The sequence below is a fragment of the Pseudomonas sp. PsB genome (assembly GCF_043658375.1).
GTDB classification, from domain to species: domain Bacteria; phylum Pseudomonadota; class Gammaproteobacteria; order Pseudomonadales; family Pseudomonadaceae; genus Aquipseudomonas; species Aquipseudomonas putida_Z.
In genome coordinates, this window is the sequence record NZ_JBIGLU010000001.1 from 666,780 (window position 1) to 692,917 (window position 26,138).

A 26,138-nucleotide genomic window follows, 5' to 3' on the forward strand; every position below is an offset into this window, starting at 1 on the left:
GGTAGCGTGCGGGTCGCCATGCAGCGTTTGTCAGCCCATATGTCACAAAAAAGCCCCTGCCGATTGCTCGGCAGGGGCTTTCGTCCAGCGCCGTAGGAAACTTACAGGCCGGCAGCGTCACGCAGCGACTGGGCGCGGTCAGTGCGCTCCCAGGTGAAGGTGGTGAAGGTGTCGTCGCCGACCGTCTTCTGCTGCGGGGTACGGCCGAAGTGGCCGTAGGCAGCGGTTTCCTGGTACATCGGGTGCAGCAGGTCGAGCATGGTGGTGATGGCGTAAGGGCGCAGGTCGAAGCACTCGCGCACCAGCTGGATGATCTTGTCGTCGGAGACCTTGCCGGTACCGAAGGTGTTGATCGAGATGGAGGTCGGCTGGGCCACGCCGATGGCGTACGACACCTGGATCTCGCAACGCTCGGCCAGGCCGGCGGCGACGATGTTCTTGGCCACGTAGCGGCCGGCGTAGGCGGCGGAACGGTCGACCTTGGACGGGTCCTTGCCGGAGAACGCGCCACCACCATGGCGGGCCATGCCGCCGTAGGAGTCGACGATGATCTTGCGCCCGGTCAGGCCGCAGTCACCCACCGGGCCACCGATGATGAAGTTGCCGGTCGGGTTGATGTGGTACTGGGTGCCCTTGTGCAGCAGTTCGGCAGGCAGGGTGTGCTTGACGATCAGCTCCATCACGGCTTCCTGCAGGTCTTTCTGCGAAACCTCAGGGTTGTGCTGGGTCGACAGCACCACGGCGTCGATACCGACCACCTTGCCATTTTCGTAACGGCAGGTGACCTGCGACTTGGCGTCCGGGCGCAGCCATGGCAGCAGCTTCGATTTGCGCGCTTCGGCCTGGCGCTCGACCAGACGGTGCGAGAAGCAGATCGGTGCCGGCATCAGCACGTCGGTCTCGTTGCTGGCGTAGCCGAACATCAGGCCCTGGTCACCGGCGCCCTGGTCTTCCGGGCGGGAGCGGTCGACGCCCTGGGCGATGTCCACCGACTGCTTGCCGATGATGTTCATCACGGCGCAGGTGGCGCCGTCGAAACCGACGTCGGAGCTGTTGTAGCCGATGTCGATGATGACCTTGCGCACCAGCTCTTCCAGGTCGACCCAGGCGGAGGTGGTGACTTCGCCGGCGATGATGGCGACACCGGTCTTGACCAGGGTTTCGCAGGCTACGCGGGCGTATTTGTCCTGGGCGATGATGGCATCAAGGACGGCGTCCGAAATCTGGTCGGCGATCTTGTCCGGATGCCCTTCGGACACGGACTCGGAGGTGAAAAGGGAGTATTCGCTCATCTCGAAGGTTCCTGAAATTTACCGATGTTGTATGTCGCCAGCCGTCCGCTGGAAATGGCGGACCTGAATCTGGAAACCGTTACGCAAGCCCACGTACAGGCTGTCCCCGGGGGCCAGCCCGGCGGCGTTGGCCCAACGGGCCAGGTCGTCCTGTTCGAAGCCAAGCCATAGGTCGCCGCAGGCTTCGCGCGCCCACCCCTGGTCATGGCTGCACAGTTCGGTTACCAGCAGGCTACCGCCTGCCTTCACCCGTTTGGCCAGCTGGCGCAAGGCCAGGGCCGGGTCGCTGAAATGGTGCAGCACCATGTTCAGCACAACGCAGTCGGCGGCCACATCCGTTGCACCCAGTGCATCGGCCAACTGCAGGTTCACGTTGTCGAGCCCTTCGCGCTGGCACACCTGACGCGCCAGTTCGAGCATGGTCGGGCTGTTGTCCAGGGCGGTGACCTGGGCGAAGCGCCGGGCCAGGTCGGGCAGGAAGCCACCGTCACCGGGGCCGACCTCCAGGGCGCTGGCGGCCGGGTCGAAATTCAGTTTGTCCAGCAGCGCCAGCAGGCTTTCGCGGTACTGCGGCAGGCCGGCGATCAGGTCTTGCTGGGCGCGGAATTTCTCTTCCACGCGCAGGAAGAAGTCCTGGCTGGTGGCTGCGCGGCGTTGCTGCACCTGGGCGATGCGCGCCTGCACGTCAGGCGGCAGGGCCAGGTCGTCCACTTCTTCGAGCAGCGCCGCGTGCAGCCGACCGCCCAGGCGCAGGCTGTCGGGCAGGGCGCGGCGGTAGAAGATGGCATTGCCCTCGCGGCGGGTCGCCACCAGCTCGGCCTGGGCCAGTACCTTCAGGTGGTGGCTCATGCCCGACTGGCCCACATCGAAGATCTGCGCCAGCTCCAGCACGCCGAACGAGTCGTTGGCCAGGGCGCGCAATACGTTCAGACGCAACTCGTCGCCACTGGCTTTGCACAGGGCTGCCAATGCTTCGCGTTGCTCGGGGATCGATTGCGCACGGAGGTTCATGGTGCGGCAGTCTAGACAGGCATCGTTGCCCTAGCAAGGGCAATATCAAAAAGTTTTGATATTGGCTGATGGGCGGAGGGCGAGGCTGCCATTGCTGGCCTCTTCGCGGGCTCGCCCGCTCCCACAGATTCATCACGGGGCTTGGGAGCTGTGCCGAACCTGTGGGAGCGGGCGAGCCCGCGAAGAAGCCAGCACCGTTCCCCGGATTTTTACCCGAAATCAGTGCCAATCAGAGGAAAATCCCCCGACTGCGACCATACGTCATTGCCCCAAGCCCCCCCAGTGGGCGAAAATGGCCGCCTTTTTTCGTGACACCACCTATTCAAGCCCCCCAGGAGATCAGCGATGCCCAGCCGTCGTGAACGTGCCAACGCCATTCGTGCCCTCAGCATGGATGCCGTGCAAAAGGCCAACAGCGGCCACCCAGGTGCCCCCATGGGCATGGCGGATATCGCCGAAGTGCTTTGGCGCGACTATCTGAAGCACAACCCGAGCAACCCGAGTTTCGCCGACCGTGACCGCTTCGTGCTGTCCAACGGCCACGGTTCGATGCTGATCTACTCGCTGCTGCACCTGACCGGCTACGACGTCACCATCGATGACATCAAAGGCTTCCGCCAGCTGCACAGCCGCACCCCGGGCCACCCGGAATACGGCTACACCCCAGGCGTCGAGACCACCACCGGCCCGCTCGGCCAGGGTATCGCCAACGCCGTGGGCTTCGCCCTGGCCGAAAAAGTGCTCGCTGCCCAGTTCAACCGTGACGGCCACAACATCGTCGACCACAACACCTACGTGTTCCTCGGCGACGGCTGCATGATGGAAGGTATCTCCCACGAAGTCGCCTCGCTGGCCGGCACCTTGGGCCTGAACAAGCTGATCGCCTTCTATGACGACAACGGCATTTCCATCGACGGCGAAGTGCACGGCTGGTTCACCGACAACACCCCGGCGCGCTTCGAAGCGTACAACTGGCAGGTGATCCGCAACGTCGACGGCCATGACGCCGACGAGATCAAGACCGCCATCGAGACCGCCCGCAAGAGCGATCGCCCGACCCTGATCTGCTGCAAGACCATCATCGGTTTCGGCTCGCCGAACAAGCAGGGCAAGGAAGACTGCCACGGCGCACCGCTGGGCAACGACGAAATCGCCCTGGCCCGCAAGGAACTGAACTGGAACCACGGCCCGTTCGAAATCCCGGCCGAGATCTACGCCGAGTGGGACGCCAAGGCTGCCGGTGCCAAGGCCGAAGCCGACTGGAACCAGCGCTTCGACGCCTACGCCAAGGCCTACCCGGAGCTGGCTGCCGAGTTCAAGCGCCGTGATAGCGGCGAGCTGCCGGCCGACTTCAGCGAGAAGGCCCAGGCCTACATCAACGAAGTGGCCGCCAAGGGCGAAACCATCGCCAGCCGCAAGGCCAGCCAGAACGCCCTGAACGCCTTCGGCCCGCTGCTGCCAGAGTTCCTCGGCGGTTCGGCCGACCTGGCCGGTTCCAACCTGACCCTGTGGAAGGGCTGCAAGGGTGTCGAAGCCAACGACGCCAGCGGCAACTACGTGTTCTACGGCGTGCGCGAGTTCGGCATGACCGCCATCATGAACGGCGTTGCCCTGCACGGTGGCCTGGTGCCTTACGGCGCGACCTTCCTGATGTTCATGGAATACGCCCGTAACGCCGTGCGCATGTCGGCGCTGATGAAGCAGCGCGTGATCCACGTCTACACCCACGACTCCATCGGCCTGGGCGAAGACGGCCCGACTCACCAGCCGATCGAGCAGCTGACCAGCCTGCGCAGCACGCCGAACCTGGACACCTGGCGCCCAGCCGACGCGGTGGAATCCGCCGTGTCCTGGAAAAACGCCCTGGAGCGCAAGGACGGCCCTTCGGCGCTGATCTTCTCGCGCCAGAACCTGCAGCACCAGGACCGCGACGCCCAGCAGATCGCCGACATCAGCCGCGGCGGCTACGTGCTCAAGGACTGCGCCGGCGAGCCTGAGCTGATCCTGATCGCCACCGGTTCCGAAGTGGGCCTGGCTGTTCAGGCACACGCCAAGCTGACCGAACAAGGCCGCAAGGTGCGCGTGGTTTCCATGCCGTGCACCAGCGTGTTCGATGCCCAGGACGCTGCCTACAAGCAGTCCGTGCTGCCGCTGGAAGTAGGTGCGCGTATCGCCATCGAAGCCGCTCACGCCGACTTCTGGTACAAGTACGTCGGCCTGGAAGGTCGTATCATCGGCATGACCACTTACGGTGAGTCGGCGCCGGCTTCGGCACTGTTCGAAGAGTTCGGTTTCACCCTGGAGAACATCCTCGGTACTGCCGAAGAGCTGCTGGAAGACTGATGAATCAATGGAGGGCAGTGACGCCCTCCAGGTCGTGCAAGGGGGAGGGCTTCGCCCTCCATCGCGACACAAGGCCGCTCCTACAGGGTACTGCGCATGCAGCTCCTTGTAGGAGCGGCCTTGTGTCGCGATGGGCCGCAACGCGGCCCCAACAGCCATCATGCGTTAGCGAGCCAACGAATGCCCCACCTGCGTCCCTACAAAGTTGCACTCAACGGTTATGGCCGTATCGGCCGCTGTGTCCTGCGCGCGCTGTTCGAGCGGGGGGCAAAGGCCGGTTTCGAGATCGTCGCGCTGAACGACCTGGCCGACCAGGCCAGCCTGGAATACCTGACACGCTTCGACTCCACCCACGGGCGTTTCCCCGGTGAGGTGAAGGTCGATGGCGACTGTCTGCATATCAATGGCGACTGCGTGAAGGTGATGCGCAGTGCCACCCCCGAAGGCATCGACTGGGCCGCCCTGGACATCGACCTGGTGCTGGAGTGCTCCGGCGCCTACCACACCCGCGCCGATGGCCAGCGTTTCCTCGACGCCGGCGCGCCGCGGGTGCTGTTCTCGCAGCCAATGGCCAGCGAGGCCGACGTCGATGCCACGGTGGTCTACGGCGTCAACCAGGCCTGCCTGACCGGCAACGAGCGCCTGGTGTCCAATGCATCGTGCACCACCAACTGCGGCGTGCCGCTGCTGCGCGTGCTGGACCAGGCATTCGGCATCGAGTACGTGCAGATCACCACCATCCACTCGGCGATGAACGACCAGCCGGTGATCGACGCCTACCACCACGAAGACCTGCGCCGCACGCGCTCGGCCTTCCAGTCGGTGATCCCGGTGTCCACTGGTCTGGCGCGTGGCATCGAGCGCCTGCTTCCGGAACTTGCCGGGCGAATCCAGGCCAAAGCGGTACGCGTACCGACCGTCAACGTCTCGTGCCTGGACATCACCCTGCAGACCGCCCGCGATACCAGCGCGGCCGAAGTCAACCGGGTGCTGCGCGAGGCGGCGCTGGAAGGCCCGCTGAAAGGCTTGCTGGCCTACACCGAGTTGCCCCACGCCAGCTGTGATTTCAACCATGACCCGCATTCGGCGATCGTCGATGCCAGCCAGACCCGTGTTTCCGGCCCTCGCCTGGTGAACCTGCTGGCCTGGTTCGACAACGAATGGGGGTTCGCCAACCGTATGCTCGACGTTGCCGAACACTATCTGCACGTCGTCCACCCAACCCGCAACAAACAGCCCTGAAGGACTGCATTCATGACCGTGTTGAAGATGACCGACCTCGACCTGCAAGGTAAGCGCGTATTGATCCGCGAAGACCTCAACGTGCCTGTGAAGGACGGTGTGGTAGCCAGCGACGCGCGTATCCTGGCAGCGCTGCCGACCATCAAGCTGGCCCTGGAGAAGGGCGCGGCGGTAATGGTCTGCTCGCACCTGGGCCGCCCGACCGAGGGCGAGTTCTCTGCCGAGAACAGCCTCAAGCCGGTCGCCGACTACCTGAGCAAGGCCCTGGGCCGCGACGTACCGCTGGTTGCCGACTACCTGGACGGTGTCGAAGTCAAGGCTGGTGACCTGGTACTGTTCGAGAACGTGCGCTTCAACAAGGGCGAGAAGAAGAACGCCGACGAGCTGGCGCAGAAATACGCCGCCCTGTGCGACGTGTTCGTCATGGACGCTTTCGGTACTGCCCACCGTGCCGAAGGTTCGACCCATGGCGTTGCCAAGTTCGCCAAGGTCGCTGCTGCCGGCCCGCTGCTGGCAGCCGAGCTGGATGCCCTGGGCAAGGCCCTGAAGGCCCCGGCCAAGCCGATGGCGGCCATCGTTGCCGGCTCCAAGGTCTCCACCAAGCTGGATGTGCTGAACAGCCTGAGCTCGGTCTGCGACCAGCTGATCGTCGGTGGCGGCATTGCCAACACCTTCCTGGCCGCAGCCGGCCACCCGGTGGGCAAGTCGCTGTACGAGCCTGACCTGGTCGACACCGCCAAGGCCATCGCCGCCAAGGTCAGCGTGCCTCTGCCGGTCGACGTGGTGGTTGCCAAAGAGTTCGCCGAGAGCGCCGAAGCCACCGTCAAGGCCATTGCCGACGTTGCCGCTGACGACATGATCCTGGACATCGGCCCGCAAACCGCAGCCAATTTCGCCGAGCTGCTGAAGTCGTCGAAGACCATCCTGTGGAACGGCCCGGTCGGCGTGTTCGAATTCGACCAGTTCGGCAACGGCACCAAGGTGCTGGCCAAGGCCATCGCCGACAGCGCCGCGTTCTCCATCGCCGGTGGCGGTGACACCCTGGCAGCCATCGACAAATATGGCGTTGGCGCCGATATCTCCTACATTTCTACCGGTGGTGGCGCCTTCCTCGAGTTCGTCGAGGGCAAGGTCCTGCCGGCCGTGGCAATCCTGGAAGAGCGGGCCAAGGCCTGATGACGTCGGCGCTTGGCAAAGGGAGCGGCCTGATGGTCAAGCAATTGCCTGTGATGATGCTGGCTGGCCTGCTGAGCGCATGCGCCGGCAGCCCGGCCTCGGATGCCGACCCGGCGCAGCCGCCCAAGGGCGGTTGCTACCAGTCCGAGTGGCAGGCCGAGACCGTGCCGGTCATCAGCAAGCGCGTGGGCCCGGAAGGCCTGGAAAAGTACGACGAAGACCACCAGCGCAAGGCGCCGGGTTGCCCTTGAACCCGGCATTTCGTCGGGCCGGGCAACCAAGCGACCGCTGCGTGGTCATCTAGAGGATATTTAATGAAAGCGCTTTTGGCCGTGACGGCCCTGGCGACACTGGCAGGATGCTCGTTGCTGAAGCCGGCGCAACCCGCCCCGGCAGACGACTGGACCCGTTGGGTCTGCGACACCCAGGCTGAAGTGCTGTGGCGCTTCGCCGATGCGCAGCGCGACCAGGTCGATGTGCGCCTTGGTGGCGGAGACCAGGTCTACCGGCTCAAGGCCGAGCCGGGTGCCTCGGGTGCGCTGTACAGCGATGGCATGCTGGCCTTCCATACCAAGGGCGAAGAAGGCCTGGTGTACTGGGTGGCAACCAACGATCTGATTGGGCGGGGCTGCAAGGCACCGTGACTGGCCGGGCCGCGAGGGTGGCCCACACTACTTGAACAGCAACCGCCCCTGCGGCAGGCTTGCACGAAACAAACGACGCTTGTCGGGAGAGAGATACACAATGGCACTCATTAGCATGCGCCAGATGCTGGACCACGCCGCCGAGTTCGGTTACGGCGTACCAGCTTTCAACGTCAACAACCTCGAGCAGATGCGCGCCATCATGGAAGCGGCCGACAAGACCGACTCCCCGGTGATCGTCCAGGCTTCGGCCGGTGCCCGCAAATACGCCGGTGCCCCGTTCCTGCGTCACCTGATCCTGGCGGCCATCGAAGAATTCCCGCATATCCCGGTGTGCATGCACCAGGACCACGGCACCAGCCCTGACGTCTGCCAGCGCTCGATCCAGCTGGGCTTCAGCTCGGTGATGATGGACGGCTCGCTGGGTGAAGACGGCAAGACCCCGACCGACTACGAGTACAACGTCCGCGTTACCCAGCAGACCGTTGCTATGGCCCACGCCTGCGGCGTTTCGGTAGAAGGCGAGCTGGGCTGCCTGGGTTCGCTGGAAACCGGCATGGCCGGTGAAGAGGACGGCATCGGTGCCGAAGGTGTGCTGGACCACAGCCAGATGCTGACCGACCCGGAAGAGGCTGCCGACTTCGTCAAGAAGACCCAGGTCGACGCCCTGGCGATCGCCATCGGTACCAGCCACGGTGCCTACAAGTTCACCAAGCCACCAACCGGTGACGTGCTGGCCATCGACCGCATCAAGGAAATCCACAAGCGCATCCCCAACACCCACCTGGTGATGCACGGTTCGTCCTCGGTACCGCAAGAGTGGCTGGCGATCATCAACCAGTACGGCGGCGACATCAAGGAAACCTACGGTGTACCGGTCGAGGAAATCGTCGAAGGTATCAAGTACGGCGTGCGCAAGGTCAACATCGACACCGACCTGCGTCTGGCTTCCACCGGTGCCATGCGCCGCCTGATGGCGCAGAACCCGAGCGAGTTCGACCCGCGCAAGTTCTTCGGTGAAACCGTCAAGGCCATGCGTGACGTGTGCATCGCCCGTTACGAAGCCTTCGGCACCGCTGGCAATGCCTCGAAGATCAAGCCGATCTCCCTGGAAGGCATGTACCAGCGCTACCTGAAAGGTGAGCTGGCCGCCAAGGTCAACTGATTGCACTGGCAACACAAGAAACCCGCAGAAATGCGGGTTTTTTCATTTTTGGGTGTTAGAACCTTATGCCTGTGCCGGCAAAGCGACCGTTAGTCGGCTACCGTATAGTTGAGGCACTGATAGCGTTCTGATTGCATTGCGTGTTATCCGCTCAGGTCTAGAGTACTAGTGGATCCAACCGTATCTTGAAGTCGGTCACATAATAGAGAAGCAGCATGGATGGCGCTCACCCTCACCCCCAACCTCAGCCACTGGATGGCAGCTCGGTTCTTCTGGTGGTAGACGATTACCCCGAAAACCTCATCAGCATGCGGGCATTGCTGGCCCGTCAGGATTGGCAGGTGCTGACGGCAAACTCGGGGATGGAAGCCCTGAGCGCGTTGCTCGAGCACGATGTCGACCTGGTCCTGCTGGATGTACAGATGCCGGAGATGGACGGCTTCGAAGTCGCCCGGCTGATGCGCGGCAGCCAGCGTACCCGGCTGACCCCGATCATTTTCCTCACCGCCAACGAACAGTCCGAAGCGGCCGTGCTCAAGGGCTACGCCAGCGGCGCCGTGGACTACATGTTCAAACCGTTCGACCCGCAAATCCTCAAGCCCAAGGTCCAGGCCCTGCTCGACCAGCAGCGCAACCGGCGCATGCTGCAGCGGCTGACCCGCGAGCTGGAAGCGGCCAGGGCCTTCAACGCATCGATCCTGGAGAACGCCGCCGAGGGCATTCTGGTGGTGGATGCCCAAGGCATCATCAGCTTTGCCAACCCGGCCATTTCCCGTTTGTTGTCAGCGCCGGTGCAGCAGTTGCAGGGCGCCCATCTGCTCGACCTGGTGCAACTGACCAGTGCCAGCCTGTGGAACGAATCGGATTTCTACCAAGCCTACCTGGGGCGGCGTATCTTCCGCGTGCACGATGCCCAGCTGCGCACCCTTGGCGGCGAGCTGGTGCCGGTGGCGTTGTCCTGTGCGCCACTGCCGGCCGAGCAGCAGGCCATGGTGGTCACCGTGCTGGACATGTCGGTGGTGCGCAACCTGCACCAGCAGCTGGAGTACCAGGCCGTCACCGACCCGCTTACCGGCCTGCTCAACCGCCGCGGGTTCTACCAGGCCGCCGAAGGGGCGCTGCTGCGCAACGAGCGTTCGGACAAGGCGCAGGCGCTGATGTACATGGACCTGGATGGCTTCAAGCGCATCAACGACTCGCTTGGCCACGACGCGGGCGACCGGGTGCTCCACTGGGTAGCCGAACAGCTCAAGGATTGCCTGGGCAGTGAAGCGCTGCTGGCGCGCATGGGCGGGGACGAGTTCACCGCACTGTTCGACAGCCTGCCTTACCCGGAGCAGGCCGGGCGCTATGCCGAGCGGTTGCTGGAACGTATTTCCATCAGCCACCAGGTGGAAGGGCTGGATGTGAGCCTTGGGGTGAGCATCGGTATCGCCACCTATCCGGATTGCGGCGCCAATGTCGAAGGCCTCTTGCGTGCGGCCGATGCGGCGATGTACGCGGCCAAGCAGGCGGGGCGCCAGCAGTATCGCTTCTACGATCAGGAGCTCAACGGCCGGGCGCGTTCGCGGCTGATGCTGGAGGACAGCGTACGCACGGCCGTGGAGCAGCAAGACTTCACTCTGGTTTACCAGCCGCAGGTTGGCTTCAACGATGGCCACCTGCGTGGCTTCGAGGCCTTGCTGCGTTGGCAGCATCCCAGTGTCGGCGACGTGCCGCCGGGGCTGTTCATCCCGTTGCTGGAAGAGGCGCGTCTGATCAACCGCCTGGCCAGCTGGATCTACCGCCAGGGCGCGGCTCAGCGCCAGGCCTGGTGCCAGCATTTCCCGGCGGACCTGGTGCTGGGTATCAGCCTGAGCCGTGCGCAGTTCGCCATGCCAAGCCTGGTCGACGAACTGCACCGGGTCATCCAGCTTTACCAGCTGGACCCGGCGCAGCTGGAAGTGGAGGTGGCGGAAACCTCGCTGATGTACAACATCGATGCGGCGGTGAAACAGATACACCGCTTGCTCGAGCTGGGTGTGCGGGTGGCGCTGGATGACTTTGGTGCGGGCGACTGCTCGTTGCGCATGTTGCGCGACCTGCCGATCGATACCCTCAAGCTCGACCGCCACCTGGTCGCGCGCCTGCCCGACTCGGCGGTGGATGCCGCGCTGGTGCGCAGCGTCATCGGCCTGTGCGCCGACTACAGCATCACGGTGATCGCCGAGGGGGTTGAAACCCCGGCCCAGGCGGCCTGGCTCAAGGCCAATGGCTGTGAGTACGTGCAGGGGTTCCTGGTGGCATACCCGATGACCGCCACGGATGCCAGCAGCTTCCCGGTGATTTTCTCCTGGCCGGGGCCATGATTGGCTAGAATCGGCATTCGTTTCACCGAATGCAGCGCCATGACCGTATTACGATACTTGCAAGCCTACCCCCCGCACCTGCAGCAGCAGGTGCGGGAGATGATCGACAGTGACCGCCTGGGCGAGTACCTGCAGCGCCGCTACCCCGACCGCCATGACGTGCAGAACGACAAGGCGTTGTACGGCTATGCCCAGGATTTGCGCCAGCAGTACCTGCGCAGCGCGCCGAACCTGGACAAGGTGCTGTTCGACAATCGTCTCGACCTGACCCATCGGGCCCTGGGCCTGAATACGGCGATATCAAGGGTGCAGGGCGGCAAGCTCAAGGCGAAGAAGGAAATCCGCATTGCCTCGCTGTTCAAGGAGGCCGCGCCGCAATTCTTGCGCATGATCGTGGTGCACGAACTGGCACACCTGCGCGAGCGCGACCACAACAAGGCGTTCTACCAGCTCTGCCAGCACATAGAGCCGGACTACCACCAACTGGAATTCGACCTGCGCGTCTACCTGACCTATCGGGAGCTGCCGGGCAACTGTTAAGGACCACGCAGCATGGAAGTGAGCAAGACCAAGAGCAGCTTCTACCGCCGCCTGTACGTGGCCTGGCTGATCGACAGCCAGACCGCGACCAGCGTGCCGGCCCTGATGGAGGCCACCGGAATGCCCCGGCGCACCGCCCAGGACACCATTGCGGCGCTGGCCGACCTGGATATCGTCTGCGAGTTCGAACAGCAGGAAGGCGCGCGCAACCACGCCGGGCATTACCGCATTCATGACTGGGGGGCGATCGACAAGCAGTGGATCATCCGGCACCTGCGGCAGGTTCGCGAAGTGCTGGGGTATCCCTGATCCACTGGGGGCTGCTACAGGTAATCGCGTTCCCTTGTAGGAGCGGCCTTGTGTCGCGAAAGGGGGGCGAAGCACCCCCGGCGATCTCAACCCTTGCGCATCCCGATATGCGGAATGTCATCCTCAAGATATTCCTCGCCCACCACCGCGAACCCATGCCGGGTATAGAACCCCTGCAAATGCGCCTGCGCCGACAGATAGACCGGCACCCCCGGCCAGCAATGCTCCGCTGCCTCCAACCCCTTGAGCAGCAAGGTATGCCCCAGCTTCAGCTCGCGCGCCGCAGGTGCAGTCGCCACCCGCCCGATCACCACATCCCCACCCTGGGATTGTGGGTCGAGCAGGCGCAGGTAGGCCACCAGCTTGTCATCCTGCCAGCCCATCAGGTGCAGGGTATCGCCGGTCAGGTCCTGGCCATCGACTTCCTGGTAGGCGCAGCGCTGCTCGACCACGAACACTTCAGTGCGTAATTGCAGAATGGCGTAGAGCTGGTCCTTGCTGAGATCGGTGTGGTGCTTGCAGAGCCAGTCGATGGACATTGGCGCGAACTCCTTGAGTGGGCCGTCGATCATCGCATGATGTATGTGCCACGGCCAAAATAGAGGCTAAATGACATTATTGGCCGCTGCCCTCGGCAACGGCTTTGTGTAATCTCGTCGACAGTGTGTGCCCTCCATTGCGAAAGGACGTGAGCATGCGGCCACTGCTTTGTGTTCTGGGGTTGCTGGCAATGATGCTTGCAACACCCGCCCCGGGTCACGAAAAGCTGCGCCTGGTGGCCGACAACTGGCCGCCGTTCACCGATGCCAGCATGCCGGGCGGTGGCCTGGCGACCAGCATCGTCACCACGGCGCTGGCCCGGGCCGGCTACACCAGTGGGGTCGAAGAGGCACCGTGGGCGCGTGCCCTGCTGGGGGTGAGCGAGGGGCGTTACGACGTGCTGATCAACGCCTGGTACAACGACTCGCGCGCCAGCATCGGGCAGTTTTCCAAAGCCTACCTGGTCAACCGCATTCGCCTGTTGCAACGCAAGGGCGAGGCGTTTCGCTACAAGCGCCAGTCAGACCTGTACCCCTACAGCATCGCTGTGGTGCGTGATTACGCCTATTCCCCCGAGTTCGACCGCGACACCCGCCTGCACAAGGTGGCGGTGCGCAACTTTCCCTCTGCGGTACGCATGCTGGCGGCGGGGCGGGTGGACCTGGCGGTGGAAGACGAGTACGTGGCCCGTTACAACTTGCAGCGCGAACTGCCGGAGGTGCGCGATGGGGTGATGCTGGTGGAGCCGCCGTTGGGGGAGAACACCCTGCATATCCTGGTCAGCCTGAAAAACCCGGAGCATGAGCGGATCGTCGAGCGGTTCGAGCAGGCGATAGCGGCGATGAAGGCGGATGGCAGCTATGCGCGGCTCATGCGCCAGCATGGCTTCTGATCTTTATCGCCTGTTCTGGCCTCTTCGCGGGCATGCCCGCTCCCACAGATATCTCACGGGACCTGAGGTTTGTGATGTTCCTGTGGGAGCGGGCGTGCCCGCGAAGAGGCCAGAGCAGGTAACAATGCATTCAGGCCGGTGCACCTTCCTTGATCAAATGCGCTGCCAAGGTCCGCAGCGGCCCCAGCTGCCGGCAGATCAACGCCAACTGCGTCTGCACCAGCCGCTGGTGCTCATCCAGCTCTTCCGGCATCTGCTCCAAGGCATTGGCCAGCGCTTCTTCGGCATCACTGTGAATCGCCACCGGCAGCCGCGCGGCCAGGCCGTTGGCAATCTCGTCCAGGCTGCTGGCCAGGCTTTGTCCGGCACCGTCGATCAACTGCTCCTGCACCTCCGCCGGCAAGGCGGTGTCGCGGTGCGCGCCCAGCCCCGAGAGGTAGCTGAGCAAGGTATGCGACAGCACCAGGAAGCGGAAGCCGACGTCGGCCTCCTTCCGGAAATGCCCCGGCTCCATCAGCATGTTGGCCAGGGTGGTGGACAGCGCCGCGTCGGCGTTGTGGGCGTTGCGCCGGGCCAGGCGGTAGGCCAGGTCATCGCGCTTGCCGTGGGCATACTGCTGCATGATCTGCCGCAGGTACACGCTGGCGCAGGCCAGGGTATTGGCCAGCGCCTTGTTCAGCCGCCGCCCCTGCCAGTCGGGGAGGAACAGGAACACCGCGAGGATGGCGATCAGGCTGCCGACCAGGGTATCGAACAGGCGCGGCAGGAACAGGCCATAGCCATCGCCGATCTGGTTGAAGCAGAACAGCACCATCAGGGTGATCGCGGCCGTGGCCAAGGTGTAGCGGGTGGTGCGGTTGACGAAGAACACCACCCCGGCGACCACGGCGAACAACGACTGGATGACCGGGTTGGGGAACAGGTCGAACAATGCCCAGCCCACCGTCAGGCCGACGGCGGTGCCGGCTATCCGCTGCACCAGCTTGCGCCGGGTCGCACCGTAGTTGGGCTGGCACACGAACAGCGTGGTAAGGATGATCCAGTAGCCTTGGGTGGGGTGGATCAGGTGCACCATGCCATAGCCGATCGACAGCGCCAGCGGCAGGCGCAGGGCATGGCGGAACAGCAGCGAAGTCGGCGTCAATTGGGTGCGCAGGCGGGTCCACACATCCTTCAGCGAGCGTGGCGAGCGGTCGAGCAGGCTGCTATCGCTGGTGTCGGCAAGGCTGTCCGGGTTGCTGGCGGCGCTGAGCAGGCGGTCGAGCGTCGCCAGGTTGGCCGCCAGCGCGCGCAGCGAGCGAAGCAGGCTACGCCAGGCCGGGTTGTTCTGCATGCGCAGGTGTTCCAGCGAGGCGTTGAGGTCTTCGAGGGCTTCGGGATAACCGCTGGCCAGCACGAACGGCTGGCGCAGGCGGATCGAGCGGGCCAGCTCCTGGCAGGACGAGCCCTGCTTGCGCAGCAGGCGCTGGCAGCGGAACATCACGTCGCTGTGGAAAAAAGCCTCGGTCAGGGCGTTGTAGGGATAGTGCGAGGCACTGACCCGTTCATGGATGTCCTGGGCCAGGAAGTACAGCTTGAGGTAGCGGCTGACTTTGGAGTTCGGTTGGCTGTTGCCCACTCGGTGCAGGATGATTTCCTTGGCCGCGTTGAGCGCCGCCACCACCTTGCCGTTCTGCTGGGCCAGCTCCAGGCGCCGGGCTTCGACGTCAAGGGTGCGGACGGGTTCGAACAGGCTGGCCTTGAGCTTGAGGTAGCTGCCCAGCTCGAAAAACAGCTTGGCCAGGCTCTGCTGCACCGGCTGGTTGGAAAACAGCGCTTGCCACAGCACCGACAGCAGCCCGTACCAGGCTGCACCTGCCACGAGCAGCAGTGGTTCGTGCCAGAAGTCGGTGACCTGGCCGCCGCGCTGGTCCACGCCGATCATGGTGTACACCGCAGTGATCAGGGTCGCTGAAGCGATGGCCCCATAGCGCTCGCCCAGGGCACCGAGCATGGTCAGGCCGAAGGCCGCCAAGGCCAGGGCAATGACGAATACCCACGGGTAGGGGAACAGCAGTTCGACCGCCAGTGCGGCGATGGCAAAACACACCAGGGTGACGGCCAGGGCGCTGAGGCGACCCTGCCAGCTGTCATCGGTTTCGGCCAGGGCGCTGGCGATGATGCCGAGGAACAGCGGAATCAGCAGGGCCATTTCGTTCTGGTACCAGCACAGGGCCAGGCTGCCGGTGAGGGCGATGGTGACCCGGATGCTGTAGCTGAACTTGTCTTGACCCCACAGGCGACGCAGTGACTGACGGAACGAGCTCGATGACATGATGGCCTGCTAGGCAGTGATCAGAGAAATACCTTTCAGAGACGGTTACCGGGGCGCGAAGCGGCCCAAATTCCGACACTGAGCACGGGCCAGCAAGAAGCGTTCCGTGCTGCTGAATGGATTCTACTCTACACGAACTGCGCCGCGGCGTTGGCGGAGGCCCAGGCCCACTGGAAATTGAAACCGCCCAAATGGCCAGTCACATCCAGCACTTCACCAATGAAATACAACCCGGGGCTCTTCAGCGATTCCATGGTCTTGGACGACACCTCGCGGGTATCCACGCCACCCAGGGTCACTTCAGCAGTGCGGTAGCCCTCGGTGCCGGCCGGCACCACTTGCCAGTTCGCCAGCTTTTCGGCGATCTGTGCCAGTTCCGCCGGGGTGTACTGCTTCATCGGCCTGGACTCGAACCACTGCTCGGCCAGCAGGTTGGCCAGCTTGCGGGTAAACACCTCACCCAGCACGGTCTTCAGCTCGGCGTTGGCGCGTTCGGCCTGCATCTGTTGCAGCCAGGTCAGTGCATCACGGTCGGGCAGCAGGTTGATCTCGACCGTGTCGCCGGCCTCCCAGAACGACGAGATCTGCAATATCGCCGGGCCGCTGAGGCCGCGGTGGGTAAACAGCAGGTTCTCGCGGAAGCTGGTGCCGTTGCAGCTGGCTGTGCAATCCAGCGAGGTGCCGGACAACTCGGTGCACAGTGCCTTCAGTTGGGGCTCGGTGATGGTGAACGGCACCAGCCCGGCGCGGGTCGGCAGCAGGGTGTGGCCGAACTGGCGGGCCACCTGGTAGCCGAAGCCGGTGGCACCCAGGGTCGGGATCGACAGGCCGCCGGTGGCGATCACCAGCGACTGGCAGGCGAACTGGCCGCCGCTGGTCTGCAGCAGGTAGCCGCCTTCGGTCTTCTCGATCTGCTCGATGCTGATGTGCATGCGGATCTCGGCGCCGGCCTCATCGCATTCGGCCAGCAGCATGTCGAGGATGTCACTGGCCTTGTTGTCGCAGAACAGCTGGCCGAGCTTCTTCTCGTGGTAGGCCACGCCATGCTTGCACACCAGCTCGATGAAGTCCCACTGGGTGTAGCGGGCCAGGGCCGACTTGCAGAAGTGTGCATTCTGCGAGAGGAAGTTGCCCGGCTCGGTATACATGTTGGTGAAGTTGCAGCGGCCGCCGCCGGACATGAGGATCTTCTTGCCCGGTTTGTTGGCGTGGTCGAGCACCAGTACCCGGCGGCCACGGCGGGCGCTGAGCTGGGCGCACATCAGGCCGGCGGCGCCGGCGCCGAGGATGATCACGTCGGTGGAGTGCACGGTGTTACCTCTTCAGGATTGCTGGGGGCTGCTTTGCAGCCCTTTCGCGACACAAGGCCGCTCCTACAGGAGTTTGCGATCCCCTGTAGGAGCGGCCTTGTGTCGCGAAAGGGCCGCAACGCGGCCCCAAAATTAGGTCAGACGATACGGACTTTCAGGGAGCGCCCCTTGATCTTGCCGCTGTTCAGGCGCTGCATGGCCTGCTTGGCCAGCGGTCGCTCCACGGCCACGAACGCCTGGAAATCGAAGATCGCAATCTTGCCCACCTGCTTGCCGGGGATGCCGGCATCACCGGTCAGCGCCCCGAGGATGTCACCGGGGCGCAGCTTGTCCTTGCGCCCGGCGGCGATGCACAGGGTGCTCATCAGCGGCAGCAGCGGCTCGCCACCCTTGTGCTTCAGGCTGTCCAGCTGGTCCCAGCGCAGCGGGCTCTTCTGCAGGTCTTCGATGGCCTGGGCGCGGTGGCCTTCGGCCGGTGCCACCAGGCTGACCGCAATACCTTTCTCGCCGGCACGGCCGGTACGGCCCACACGGTGCACATGGATTTCCGCATCACGTGCCAGTTCGACGTTGATGACCATGTCCAGGCCATCGATGTCCAGGCCGCGCGCGGCCACATCGGTAGCCACCAGCACCGAGCTGCTGCGGTTGGCGAACATGGTCAGCACCTGGTCGCGGTCGCGCTGCTCCAGGTCGCCATGCAGGGCCTGGGCAACGATGCCCTTGGCGGTCAGGTGGGCGACCACATCCTCGCACTGCTGCTTGGTGAAGCAGAACGCCACGCAGGACTGCGGCCGGTAGTGGCCGAGCACGCGGGTGACGGCCTCGAGGCGCTGTTGCGGGTCGATCTCGATGAAGCGCTGCTCGATCTGGTTGTCGGCGTGCAGGCTCTCGACCTTGACCTGTTGCGGGTTGCGCATGAAGTCGGCGGCCAGTTGCTTGATGCCGGCCGGGTAGGTGGCCGAGAACAGCAGGGTCTGGCGGCGCGACGGGGTCTTGCCGATGATGCTGGCGATGGCATCGAAGAAGCCCATGTCGAGCATGCGGTCGGCTTCGTCCAGCACCAGGGTGTTCAGCCCGTCGAGCACCAGGGTGCCCTTGTCCAGGTGCTGCTGGATGCGCCCTGGGGTGCCGACGATGATGTGTGCGCCGTGCTCCAGCGAAGCGATCTGCGGGCCCAGCGAAACGCCGCCGCACAGGGTCAGGATCTTGATGTTGTCCTCGGCGCGGGCCAGGCGGCGCAGCTCCTTGGCCACCTGGTCGGCGAGCTCGCGGGTGGGGCACAGCACCAGCGCCTGGCAACCGAAGTAGCGCGGGTTGATCGGGTTGAGCAGGCCGATGCCGAAGGCGGCGGTCTTGCCGCTGCCGGTCTTGGCCTGGGCGATCAGGTCCTGGCCCTTGAGGATGACCGGCAGGCTCTGGGCCTGGATTGGTGTCATCGAGGCATAGCCGAGGGCGTCCAGGTTGGCCAGCATGGCAGTGGACAGCGGCAAGGTGGCAAAGGCGGTGGATTCGGTGGTCACGAGGCGGGCCTGCGTTGCGAAGCGAAAAATGCCGCACAGTCTACCAGCCTCGTGGCCATTCGCCCTACGACTCCATGTGTTGTTCCGGACGACGGGCACGCCTTCCGTCCGTCGGCGACAGTTGCAGGAAGATCGCCGCCGCCAGCATGGCCATCACGCCGATGGTGACGAAGGTCAGCTGGAATGCGCCCAAGGTGGTTTCCACGCCGTCGGCGCTGCCGGCTGCGGTAAAGCCGCCGAGCAATGCACCCGCACACGCCACGCCCAGGCTCAGGGCCAGCTGCGCGACCACCGACAGCAGGCTGTTGCCGCTGCTGGCGCTGGCGTCGTCGAGGTCGATCAGGGTTACCGTGTTCATCGCGGTGAATTGCATCGAGTTGACCGCGCCGAGCAGGCCCAGCTGAATCAGCAGCACGGCATAGGGCGTCTGTTCGTCGACCAGACCGAGGCTGGCCAGCAGCAGGCCCAGCAGCAGGGTGTTGCCGGTGAGGATGATGCGGTAGCCAAAGCGTTCGATCAGTGGCCGGGCGATGGACTTGGCCAGCATCGCCGCAGCCGCCAGCGGGATCATGCTCATGCCGGCCTGGGCCGGCGAATAGCCCAGCGCCACTTGCAGCAGCAACGGCACCAGGAACGGCAGGGCGCCGCTGCCCAGGCGGGCGAACAGGTTGCCGAGGATACCGATGGCAAAGGTGCGCACGCGGAACAGGCTGGGCGAGAACAGCGGCTCCGGGTCGCGCCCGGCGCGCAGCCAGTAGGCCGCCAGGCAGGCCATGCCGGCGAACAGCAGCAACATTACCCGCAGGTGCGGCAGGTGCAGTTCGCCCAGGCCTTCCATGGCGATGGTGATCAATACCATCGCTGCGCCAAACAGCAGGAACCCGGGGCCGTCGAACGAGGTGCGCTCGGCGCCGCGCAGGTCGGGGATGAACTTCCACACGGCGTAGCAGCCGATCAGGCCGACCGGCAGGTTGAGCAGGAAGATCCAGTGCCAGCTCAGTATTTCCACCAACCAGCCGCCAACCGTAGGGCCCAGTAGCGGCCCGAGCAGGCCGGGGATGGTGATGAAGCTCATGATGCGCACCAGCTCGGTGCGCGGGTAGGCGCGCAGGACCACCAGCCGACCGACCGGCAGCATCAGCGCACCGCCCAGCCCTTGCACGACACGGGCAAAGATCAGGAAACCGAGGCTGTTGGCGGCGGCGCACAGCAGCGAGCCGAAGCTGAACAGCAGGATGGCGCTGAAGAAGATGCGCTTGGTGCCGAAGCGGTCGGCGATCCAGCCTGAGGCGGGGATCAGCAGGGCCACGGTGAGCATGTAGGCGATGATCACGCCCTGCATGCGCAGCGGGTCTTCGGCCAGCGAGCGGGCCATGGCTGGCAGTGCAGTGTTGAGGATGGTGCCGTCCAGGGACTGCATGAAGAAGGCGATGGCCACCACCCAAGGGATCCAGCGGGCGGTGACAGGGTCCAGCGGGGTGCGTTCGGGCATGACTTCCTCGTTTGTCAGTGCCGGCCTCTTCGCGGGTGAACCCGCTCCCACAGGGATATCACCACACTCAAGGGCAGTGGAGATCCTGTGGGAGCGGCTTTAGCCGCGAAAGGGCCGGTAAGTCCAGTCACAATGTCAGGGTCAGGCCTTTGACCAGTGCCCCCGGCAAATGACTCGACCCGGTACTGCGCTGTCCATAGGTACTGGTCGACAGAATCATCTCGCGCTCGCTTGTCAGGTCCTCCAGTTGGCTACCTAGCAAGCTGTACAGGCTGTCATCGAAGCGCATGGTGCTCACCGGGCCCTGGATCTGCCCGTTCTCCACCCAGAAGGTAGCGAAGCGGGTCAGCCCGGTCATGCGTGCCGCCGGCAAGTCGGAATAGTTCAGGTACCACAGGTTGCTGATGTACAGCCCGGTACCGAGCCGCTCCAGGATCTGCTCGCTCGGCAGGCTACCTGCTGCCAGGCTCAGCGCACACGGCGACTCGTAACTATCGGCGCCATTGGCCAGCAGCTCGAACTCGGCCGCACTGCGCGCACTGATCAATCGCTGCCGGGCCTCGCCTTGCTGGATCAACGGCACATCCAGGCGCGGCGAGCCTTCATCGGAAAACGCCGGGCTCAGCGAACCGCTGACCTGCTCGGTGAAGCTCACCAGCGGGCTCAGCCGCGCATCGCCGTTGTACAGGCGCTGCAGGGCGCTGTTGCCAGTGGCCAGGGCCTGTGCGGAAAAGCCGCCCCAGCACAGCATGCCGGCTATTTCGTCCATGGCCGCCGGGGCCAGGTAGGCACGGTAGCTGCCAGGTTTCAGCGTGACGGCAGGGCGGCCAAGGAAACCCAGCTGCTCCCGCGCCTGGCTCAGGCGTGCAGTGAAGTCGTCGGCGCTCCACACTTGCCCGGCATAATTGGCCTTCACCGCCTCGCCGTTTTCGTGGAACAGGCTCCAGTCGAAGTTGAAGCTGTTGGCCTGGTGCCAGCCGAAGGCCCCGAACGAGCTGGCGAAGCCCCGGCAGATGGGGCCGGCGGCGTAGATGCCGACAAGGTCCAGGTCGCCGGCTTCGCGCTCGAGCAAGGTCAGCACATCGCTCAGCTCGGGCAGCGGCTGCTCCTGCTGGCTGTGGCTGTGCCAGGCGCTTTCATCCAGGCGCAGGTACGGATCGACCGCCAGCAGTGGCAAGGTCTGGCGCAGTTGCTCCAGGGCCGTGACCAGGCGCTGGCTATCCAGTTGCGTGTCACCACTCAAGGTCACCTGTTGCTCTGCCTGGCGGCCATCGCGGATCAGCCGCAGTTGCGCGCCGGCCTGGTTCACGGTGCCGGCCTGGCGCACCTTGGCATGGTTGAAACGCACGAATTGCGACTGTTCGGCGCTGTAGCCGAGGGTGAACTGTTCGCCCGTCTGCAGGGCTTTGCGTACATCCCCGACCAGGGTTTCGAAAGCGTGTTTCATCAGGCGTCTCCTCCGAATACGTCGATCTGGCGGAACACGCAGGCCGGCGAGGCGTGGCCGACCCGCACCACCTGGTTGGGTTCGCCCTTGCCGCAGTTGGGCGTGCCCAGCACCTGGAAGGTACTGCTGTCGCCGACCGCCGCCAGGTTGCGCCAGAACTGCGCGGAGATGCCGCGGTAGTTGGGGTTCTTGACGATGCCCTTGAGCTCGCCGTTTTCGATCAACTGCCCCCATTCACAGCCGAACTGGAACTTGTTGCGCGCATCGTCGATGGACCAGGAACGGTTGGTGCGCATCAGGATGCCGTGCTCGATGCCCTTCACCAGCTGATCCAGGCTCTGGTCGCCCGGTTCGATGTTGAGGTTGGCCATGCGGTCGATCGGCGCACGGTTCCAGCCGCAGGCGCGGCTGTTGGCCACGCCGTCGAGGCCGGAGCGGAACTGCGACAGCGCACCACCCAGCGGGCGCAGCAGCAGGCCATCGCGGATCAGGAACTGCTTGCTGGCCGGGGTGCCGTCATCATCGAAGCTGTAGCTGGCCAGCTCTTCGCCGATGGTCGGGTCGAAGGTCACGTTGAGCAGCGCGGAGCCGTACTGCAGGTGGCCGAAGTCACCGGCCTTGACGAAGCTGGTGCCGGCGTAATTGCGCTCGTCGCCGAGAATGCGGTCCATCTCCAGCGGGTGGCCGATGGATTCGTGAATCTGCAGCATCATCTGGTCCGGCATCAACAGCAGGTCGCGCGGGCCGCTGGGGGTGTTCGGTGCCAGTAGCAGCTGCAGCGCCTCGTCGGCCACCCGGCGGGCAGCCCCGACCAGGCCACAGCGCTCGATGATCTCGAAGCCGCCCTGCTGGCCGAAGTTGTCGCGGCCCAGGCTGCGGCTCTGGCTGTCCTGGCCATCGCTGGCGGTCACGCCCAGGCCCGGGAACAGGAAGCGCTGGGCGTGGCGCAGCTCGGCGCCGGCCGAGTTCAGGTAGGTCTGCTCGACCAGGCTCAGGCCCAGGCTGGCCTGCCAGTCCACCAGGCGGCTGTCCTTGGGCACGCTGGCCGATTCGGCAGCGAGCAGGCCGAGGCAGTCGGCGAGGTTGGGCACGGGTTGGTCGAAGTTGGGCGAAATGTGGTCGTGGCGTGCGCTGGTCACCGGTTGCTCGCGCAGGTCCAGCAGGTTGTACCGGGCGATCTGGCGGGCCAGTGCCTCGGCGTGCTCCAGGGCACGCTGCAGGCCGGCCTGGGACAGGTCGGCGGTGGCGGCATAGGCTTCCACGCCATTCACCCGCACGGTGAGCATGGCGCCCTCGTCCTGGCTGAAGAAGGGTGGTTCCGCGACGTTGCGGCGAACCGACAGAGCCTGGTGCGACTGTTTCACATGGCGCAGGGAAAACAACTCGGCCGTACTACGCAGCGCGGCAAAGCGCTGGCGCAGCAGGGCGCTGGTATCGAACATGTGGAAGCCTCCGTGTACACGGTGGCTCCCCCTTAGAACCACTCGTCCTGCATGGTGAGGCAAGTGTCGTCGCGTGCCTCGAGCAATGCCAGCTCATTATGGCAGCCAGGTACTTCCCAGGTCAGGAAATAAAGTGCGGTCAGCAAGGGCCTGGTGTTGCAGGTCCATCCTTGCGGATGGTGGCCTTCAACATTTCGTTCAGATGCGACGCAACATGGTGAGTGGTGTCCGTGAGCAGGTAGACGTGATGCTCGGCGAGCGCGGGGAAGCCCATGCCTTCCACGTACGCAAGTGATGTATCACCACTGTCCAGCCCCTCGACAATACCGACTGCCAGGCCGCTCCTCATGCAGGCTAGTACCGCATGCCAGTTGGCGCTTTCCAGCAGGATACGGTACGCAATGCCGTGTACCTTCAGTGCCTGCAAGGCTGCCTCCCTGTACGGACAGCCCTTCAGTTGCAGTGCCAGCGGCAAGGGGCGGCCAGGGTCGTAGTGGAAACCAGGGGCCGCAGCCCAGCGAGGTCTGGTCGAGCGAAGCCACTCCCCTTGTTCACAGGCCTCACTGCTGACCGCCACTGCCAAGTCCAGGCGCTGTCGCGCAAACAGCTCGATGAGCTCTGCGCTGGACCGCGCTACGGCCTCCAGTTCCAGCTTCGGATTACTGGCTACGAAAACTGGCAGGAAATCGCTCATGAGGCTGGCTGCATATCCGTCTGGTACCCCAAGGCGGACCTTGCCGGTCATCTGCTGGGGCGACAACGTAGCCAGCAGCCTGTCATGGGCCATCAGAAAACGTGTCGCTTCAACCAGCAGGTGTCGACCCGCCGGGGTCAGTTCTACTGATTGGTTGCTGCGAGCAAACAGCTGCTGCCCGATCTGTTCCTCCAGCTTCTGTATTTGCGTCGTCACCGCCGATGGGCTGCGATGGACATAGTCGGCGGCATCCTTGAAGCGGCCCAGCCGGGCTACTGCCTGGAAGGTTCTGAGTACGTTGATGTCGAGGCCTTTCCCCATTGAACCACCTGATTTAGCCGGATCGAACCAGCGCTTCGATTTAATCAACTGTACAGGCTTTATACCCCCTCTTACTGTGTGGGCAAGGCATAGCTACCCCCGAAATTGCAAAGGAATGATACGGATGAGCCTGAACGACTTCGTTGTAGATGCACTCGTGCGCACCCCCTCGTACCAGAACTCGCGGCTATGGACTGTCGAGAACCATGAGAAGTACTCGACCCTGGACCAGCCTGAGCTCCACCCCGAAGGCGGGAATCGTTTTAACCACGAAATATTTTTGCTCATGCGCGCCTTGAATGAACAAGGCGTGGGCGAGGACGGGCTTTGTGCCGACGCACGGGGGCAGGGTGCGCTCAAAAGTGTCATCGGCAGTGTTGCCGAGCGGTTGGCGGCGCTGAGCAGTGGGCGCCGACTGCACTACGTCGAGCTGGGCCCCGAGCCGATCAAGAGCACTTGCTTGCTGAAGCGAATAGCCCAGACTTCAAGCTCTATCCGCTACACCGCCATCGATATCAACCAGACCTCGGAACCCGCGATGAGCGATGCTGTGCGCCCCATCGTGCAAGCCGAAGGCAGCTTCAATTACATCGCCGCTGATTATCGTACCGTTACTCATGAAGCTTTGCGTCATGATCAAGAGCTCACCCTGATCACACTGCTTGGTTTTCAGGAGGGTAATGAGCTGCCCGTGAGCACGGGTAGACTGATCCGTAACCTTGCCGGTGAGACCACCTACATTCTTTCGGAAATGCAGGTCTACGAAGAAGGCCTGGAGCGGCCCATTCTTGAGTTCTACGCCAACCCCAACATGCTGCAGTTTTCCCGAATGGTTGCGCTGCAACAAGGCTTTACCCCGTCGGGCGAGCACGAAGCCATCCTCGTGCCTTTACGAATTCTGGATGAATGCGTCCATGTGGCCGTGACCCTGCAGCCTGTGCAGCGCCTGCGGCAACATGGGTACCTGCTGACCAACATCTGCCTCAAATACACGCCCGAACAGTTCCGTCGCATCAGAGCCCGGCACTGCAACTGCAGTGTGGTAGACGAGTTCGCCAGTGGGGACGGCTCGGTGCGCTATCAAATCGCGAAGTACCTCCAGTAGCGACCACCAACAGGGACTGACACTTCATGAACCACTCAGATACCTTACCCTTGTTCGAGCGCGGCGTAGGCCGCGTGAAGCTGGCGCTCAAGTCAACGTTGAAGCGCACGCCGCGAGCTTCGTCGATCTGCCTGGGCGAGCAGGTTGCCTGGCGGGATGATCTGCTTCGACGACAAGGGCCCACCGTCACGGACACCCGAACGCTGGGGGAACTGGGTTATAGCCAAAGCCCACACTCGAAAGTTGCGGTAGATGCCATCACGGGGGTCGCTGTCGTCCATCGGTTGTTCACGCTCGAGGGCGTCGCGGCCTTGCAAGACATCTGCGCCCGCCTGGAGGAAGGGGCGGGCGACAGCGACTGGATCATTTCCCGGCGCACACGAGGGGTGACGGGGCTGTCGTCGTTCATCAACGACATGATGTGCAGTCGCTCATTCCTGCTGGCCATCTCGCGCATCGCTGGCGTGCCGCTCGTGCCTTACCCCCTGCTCAATGCCCGCTCGCAGATCAACTACTACTACCCCAAGCCTGTCGAGCAACAGCAGCAACTGGGTATGTGGCATACGGACGGCACCAATTATGTGCTGAACATCGTGCTGTCGGGGCCTGCCGATTACAGCGGTGGCGAGTTCCTGTTCCACAACGGTACTGTCGATACCTTTGATGCTCTGGATTACCGCACCTTCGAAACCGCACGCCTGGACGAGCCCGGCGATGCCTTGTTCATCTATGGCAGCCGCCTGTTCCACGGCGTTCGCCCGGTGCTCAGCGGGCGGCGCATGTCACTGGTGTTGTCCTTCCATTGCCCTTACTTCGGTGACGACTCCAACCGCTTCTGGCACCTAGCCTCCGACGACGGCATTCCCGCGACCATCCCCAACTGGTTGGGGTTGCGCTGGGCCCTGCAGCGATCAGCTGTTCGACAATACGCACGTATAGGCATCCAGCCGATTACGTTCGAGGAATTGCATCACATAGGGGCGTGAAT

22 protein-coding genes and 1 pseudogene are annotated in these 26,138 nt (G+C 64.0%); 12 read left to right on the forward strand and 11 right to left on the reverse strand.

The features are described 5' to 3' along the window. Positions 1–101: 101 nt before the first annotated feature. Positions 102–1,292, reverse strand: coding sequence for a methionine adenosyltransferase (gene metK, locus ACGLHT_RS03050; RefSeq protein ID WP_015272060.1), 1,191 nt, complete (start codon positions 1,290–1,292; stop codon positions 102–104). Positions 1,293–1,310: 18 nt separating this feature from the next. After that, on the reverse strand, positions 1,311–2,303 hold the full coding sequence (locus ACGLHT_RS03055; protein ID WP_025340884.1) for a metalloregulator ArsR/SmtB family transcription factor: 993 nt from the start codon (positions 2,301–2,303) through the stop codon (positions 1,311–1,313). Between the two features lie 345 nt (positions 2,304–2,648). On the opposite strand from ACGLHT_RS03055, the gene tkt reads away from it, so the two are divergent. The 9 genes from tkt to ACGLHT_RS03100 all read left to right on the forward strand — a co-directional run bounded on the left by tkt (position 2,649) and on the right by ACGLHT_RS03100 (position 12,070). Continuing rightward, positions 2,649–4,646, forward strand: a complete 1,998-nt coding sequence (tkt, locus tag ACGLHT_RS03060) for a transketolase (RefSeq protein WP_085614690.1) — start codon at positions 2,649–2,651, stop codon at positions 4,644–4,646. 180 nt (positions 4,647–4,826) lie between these two features. Beyond that, positions 4,827–5,888: an erythrose-4-phosphate dehydrogenase gene (gene epd / locus ACGLHT_RS03065; protein ID WP_013974502.1), complete on the forward strand. Its 1,062-nt coding sequence runs from the start codon at positions 4,827–4,829 to the stop codon at positions 5,886–5,888. Positions 5,889–5,900: 12 nt separating this feature from the next. Then, positions 5,901–7,064: a phosphoglycerate kinase gene (locus ACGLHT_RS03070; RefSeq protein ID WP_024087831.1), complete on the forward strand. Its 1,164-nt coding sequence runs from the start codon at positions 5,901–5,903 to the stop codon at positions 7,062–7,064. Then, positions 7,064–7,315 (forward strand): hypothetical protein, encoded by a 252-nt coding sequence (locus ACGLHT_RS03075; protein WP_025340881.1) that lies wholly within the window; start codon positions 7,064–7,066, stop codon positions 7,313–7,315. Before ACGLHT_RS03070 ends, ACGLHT_RS03075 begins: the two co-directional genes overlap by 1 nt. A 63-nt stretch (positions 7,316–7,378) precedes the next feature. Continuing rightward, positions 7,379–7,708, forward strand: coding sequence for an MliC family protein (locus tag ACGLHT_RS03080; protein ID WP_013974499.1), 330 nt, complete (start codon positions 7,379–7,381; stop codon positions 7,706–7,708). A 100-nt stretch (positions 7,709–7,808) separates the two neighbouring features. Next, the gene (fba, locus tag ACGLHT_RS03085) at positions 7,809–8,873 is read left to right on the forward strand and encodes a class II fructose-bisphosphate aldolase (RefSeq protein WP_016712383.1); all 1,065 of its coding nucleotides are present in this window, start codon (positions 7,809–7,811) and stop codon (positions 8,871–8,873) included. A gap of 215 nt (positions 8,874–9,088) precedes the next feature. Further along, positions 9,089–11,221 (forward strand): bifunctional diguanylate cyclase/phosphodiesterase, encoded by a 2,133-nt coding sequence (locus ACGLHT_RS03090; protein WP_137162545.1) that lies wholly within the window; start codon positions 9,089–9,091, stop codon positions 11,219–11,221. A gap of 39 nt (positions 11,222–11,260) precedes the next feature. Further along, entirely contained in the window at positions 11,261–11,761 is a 501-nt protein-coding gene (locus ACGLHT_RS03095; RefSeq protein ID WP_137162544.1) for a M48 family metallopeptidase, read from the forward strand. 12 nt (positions 11,762–11,773) lie between these two features. Then, the gene (locus tag ACGLHT_RS03100) at positions 11,774–12,070 is read left to right on the forward strand and encodes a helix-turn-helix domain-containing protein (RefSeq protein ID WP_075046570.1); all 297 of its coding nucleotides are present in this window, start codon (positions 11,774–11,776) and stop codon (positions 12,068–12,070) included. An 86-nt stretch (positions 12,071–12,156) separates the two neighbouring features. Here the strand turns inward: ACGLHT_RS03100 and ACGLHT_RS03105 are convergent, their stop codons facing one another. Beyond that, positions 12,157–12,609: a GNAT family N-acetyltransferase gene (locus ACGLHT_RS03105; RefSeq protein WP_274078210.1), complete on the reverse strand. Its 453-nt coding sequence runs from the start codon at positions 12,607–12,609 to the stop codon at positions 12,157–12,159. A gap of 155 nt (positions 12,610–12,764) precedes the next feature. On the opposite strand from ACGLHT_RS03105, the gene ACGLHT_RS03110 reads away from it, so the two are divergent. Beyond that, positions 12,765–13,502, forward strand: coding sequence for an ABC transporter substrate-binding protein (locus ACGLHT_RS03110; RefSeq protein ID WP_137162543.1), 738 nt, complete (start codon positions 12,765–12,767; stop codon positions 13,500–13,502). Between the two features lie 130 nt (positions 13,503–13,632). Here the strand turns inward: ACGLHT_RS03110 and yccS are convergent, their stop codons facing one another. The 8 genes and pseudogenes from yccS to ACGLHT_RS03150 form a co-directional block, all read right to left on the reverse strand. After that, positions 13,633–15,816 carry a YccS family putative transporter gene (yccS, locus tag ACGLHT_RS03115; RefSeq protein WP_025340876.1) on the reverse strand — a complete coding sequence of 728 codons (2,184 nt, stop codon included), beginning with the start codon at positions 15,814–15,816 and terminating at the stop codon, positions 13,633–13,635. A 128-nt stretch (positions 15,817–15,944) separates the two neighbouring features. Beyond that, entirely contained in the window at positions 15,945–17,126 is a 1,182-nt protein-coding gene (locus ACGLHT_RS03120) for an NAD(P)/FAD-dependent oxidoreductase (protein ID WP_025340875.1), read from the reverse strand. A 137-nt stretch (positions 17,127–17,263) separates the two neighbouring features. Further along, a complete protein-coding gene (dbpA, locus tag ACGLHT_RS03125; protein WP_230396947.1) occupies positions 17,264–18,601 on the reverse strand; it encodes an ATP-dependent RNA helicase DbpA in 1,338 nt (445 codons plus the stop codon). Positions 18,602–18,713: 112 nt separating this feature from the next. Beyond that, complete coding sequence (gene mdtD / locus ACGLHT_RS03130; protein ID WP_137162542.1) at positions 18,714–20,141, reverse strand: multidrug transporter subunit MdtD; 1,428 nt, start codon at positions 20,139–20,141, stop codon at positions 18,714–18,716. Positions 20,142–20,268: 127 nt separating this feature from the next. After that, the gene (locus tag ACGLHT_RS03135) at positions 20,269–21,588 is read right to left on the reverse strand and encodes a TldD/PmbA family protein (protein ID WP_274119849.1); all 1,320 of its coding nucleotides are present in this window, start codon (positions 21,586–21,588) and stop codon (positions 20,269–20,271) included. Continuing rightward, entirely contained in the window at positions 21,588–23,030 is a 1,443-nt protein-coding gene (locus tag ACGLHT_RS03140; protein ID WP_025340872.1) for a TldD/PmbA family protein, read from the reverse strand. The genes ACGLHT_RS03135 and ACGLHT_RS03140 overlap by 1 nt, the downstream gene beginning before the upstream one ends. A 32-nt stretch (positions 23,031–23,062) precedes the next feature. After that, positions 23,063–23,176, reverse strand: a pseudogene (locus ACGLHT_RS03145) (hypothetical protein); the annotation flags it as partial. After that, a complete protein-coding gene (locus ACGLHT_RS03150; protein ID WP_025340871.1) occupies positions 23,170–24,045 on the reverse strand; it encodes a LysR family transcriptional regulator in 876 nt (291 codons plus the stop codon). The pseudogene ACGLHT_RS03145 and the gene ACGLHT_RS03150, both read right to left, overlap by 7 nt. A gap of 124 nt (positions 24,046–24,169) precedes the next feature. On the opposite strand from ACGLHT_RS03150, the gene ACGLHT_RS03155 reads away from it, so the two are divergent. Both ACGLHT_RS03155 and ACGLHT_RS03160 read left to right on the forward strand, forming a co-directional pair. Continuing rightward, the gene (locus ACGLHT_RS03155; protein WP_137162540.1) at positions 24,170–25,150 is read left to right on the forward strand and encodes a hypothetical protein; all 981 of its coding nucleotides are present in this window, start codon (positions 24,170–24,172) and stop codon (positions 25,148–25,150) included. A 26-nt stretch (positions 25,151–25,176) separates the two neighbouring features. After that, positions 25,177–26,136, forward strand: coding sequence for a 2OG-Fe(II) oxygenase (locus ACGLHT_RS03160; protein ID WP_274119850.1), 960 nt, complete (start codon positions 25,177–25,179; stop codon positions 26,134–26,136). Positions 26,137–26,138: the final 2 nt, after the last annotated feature.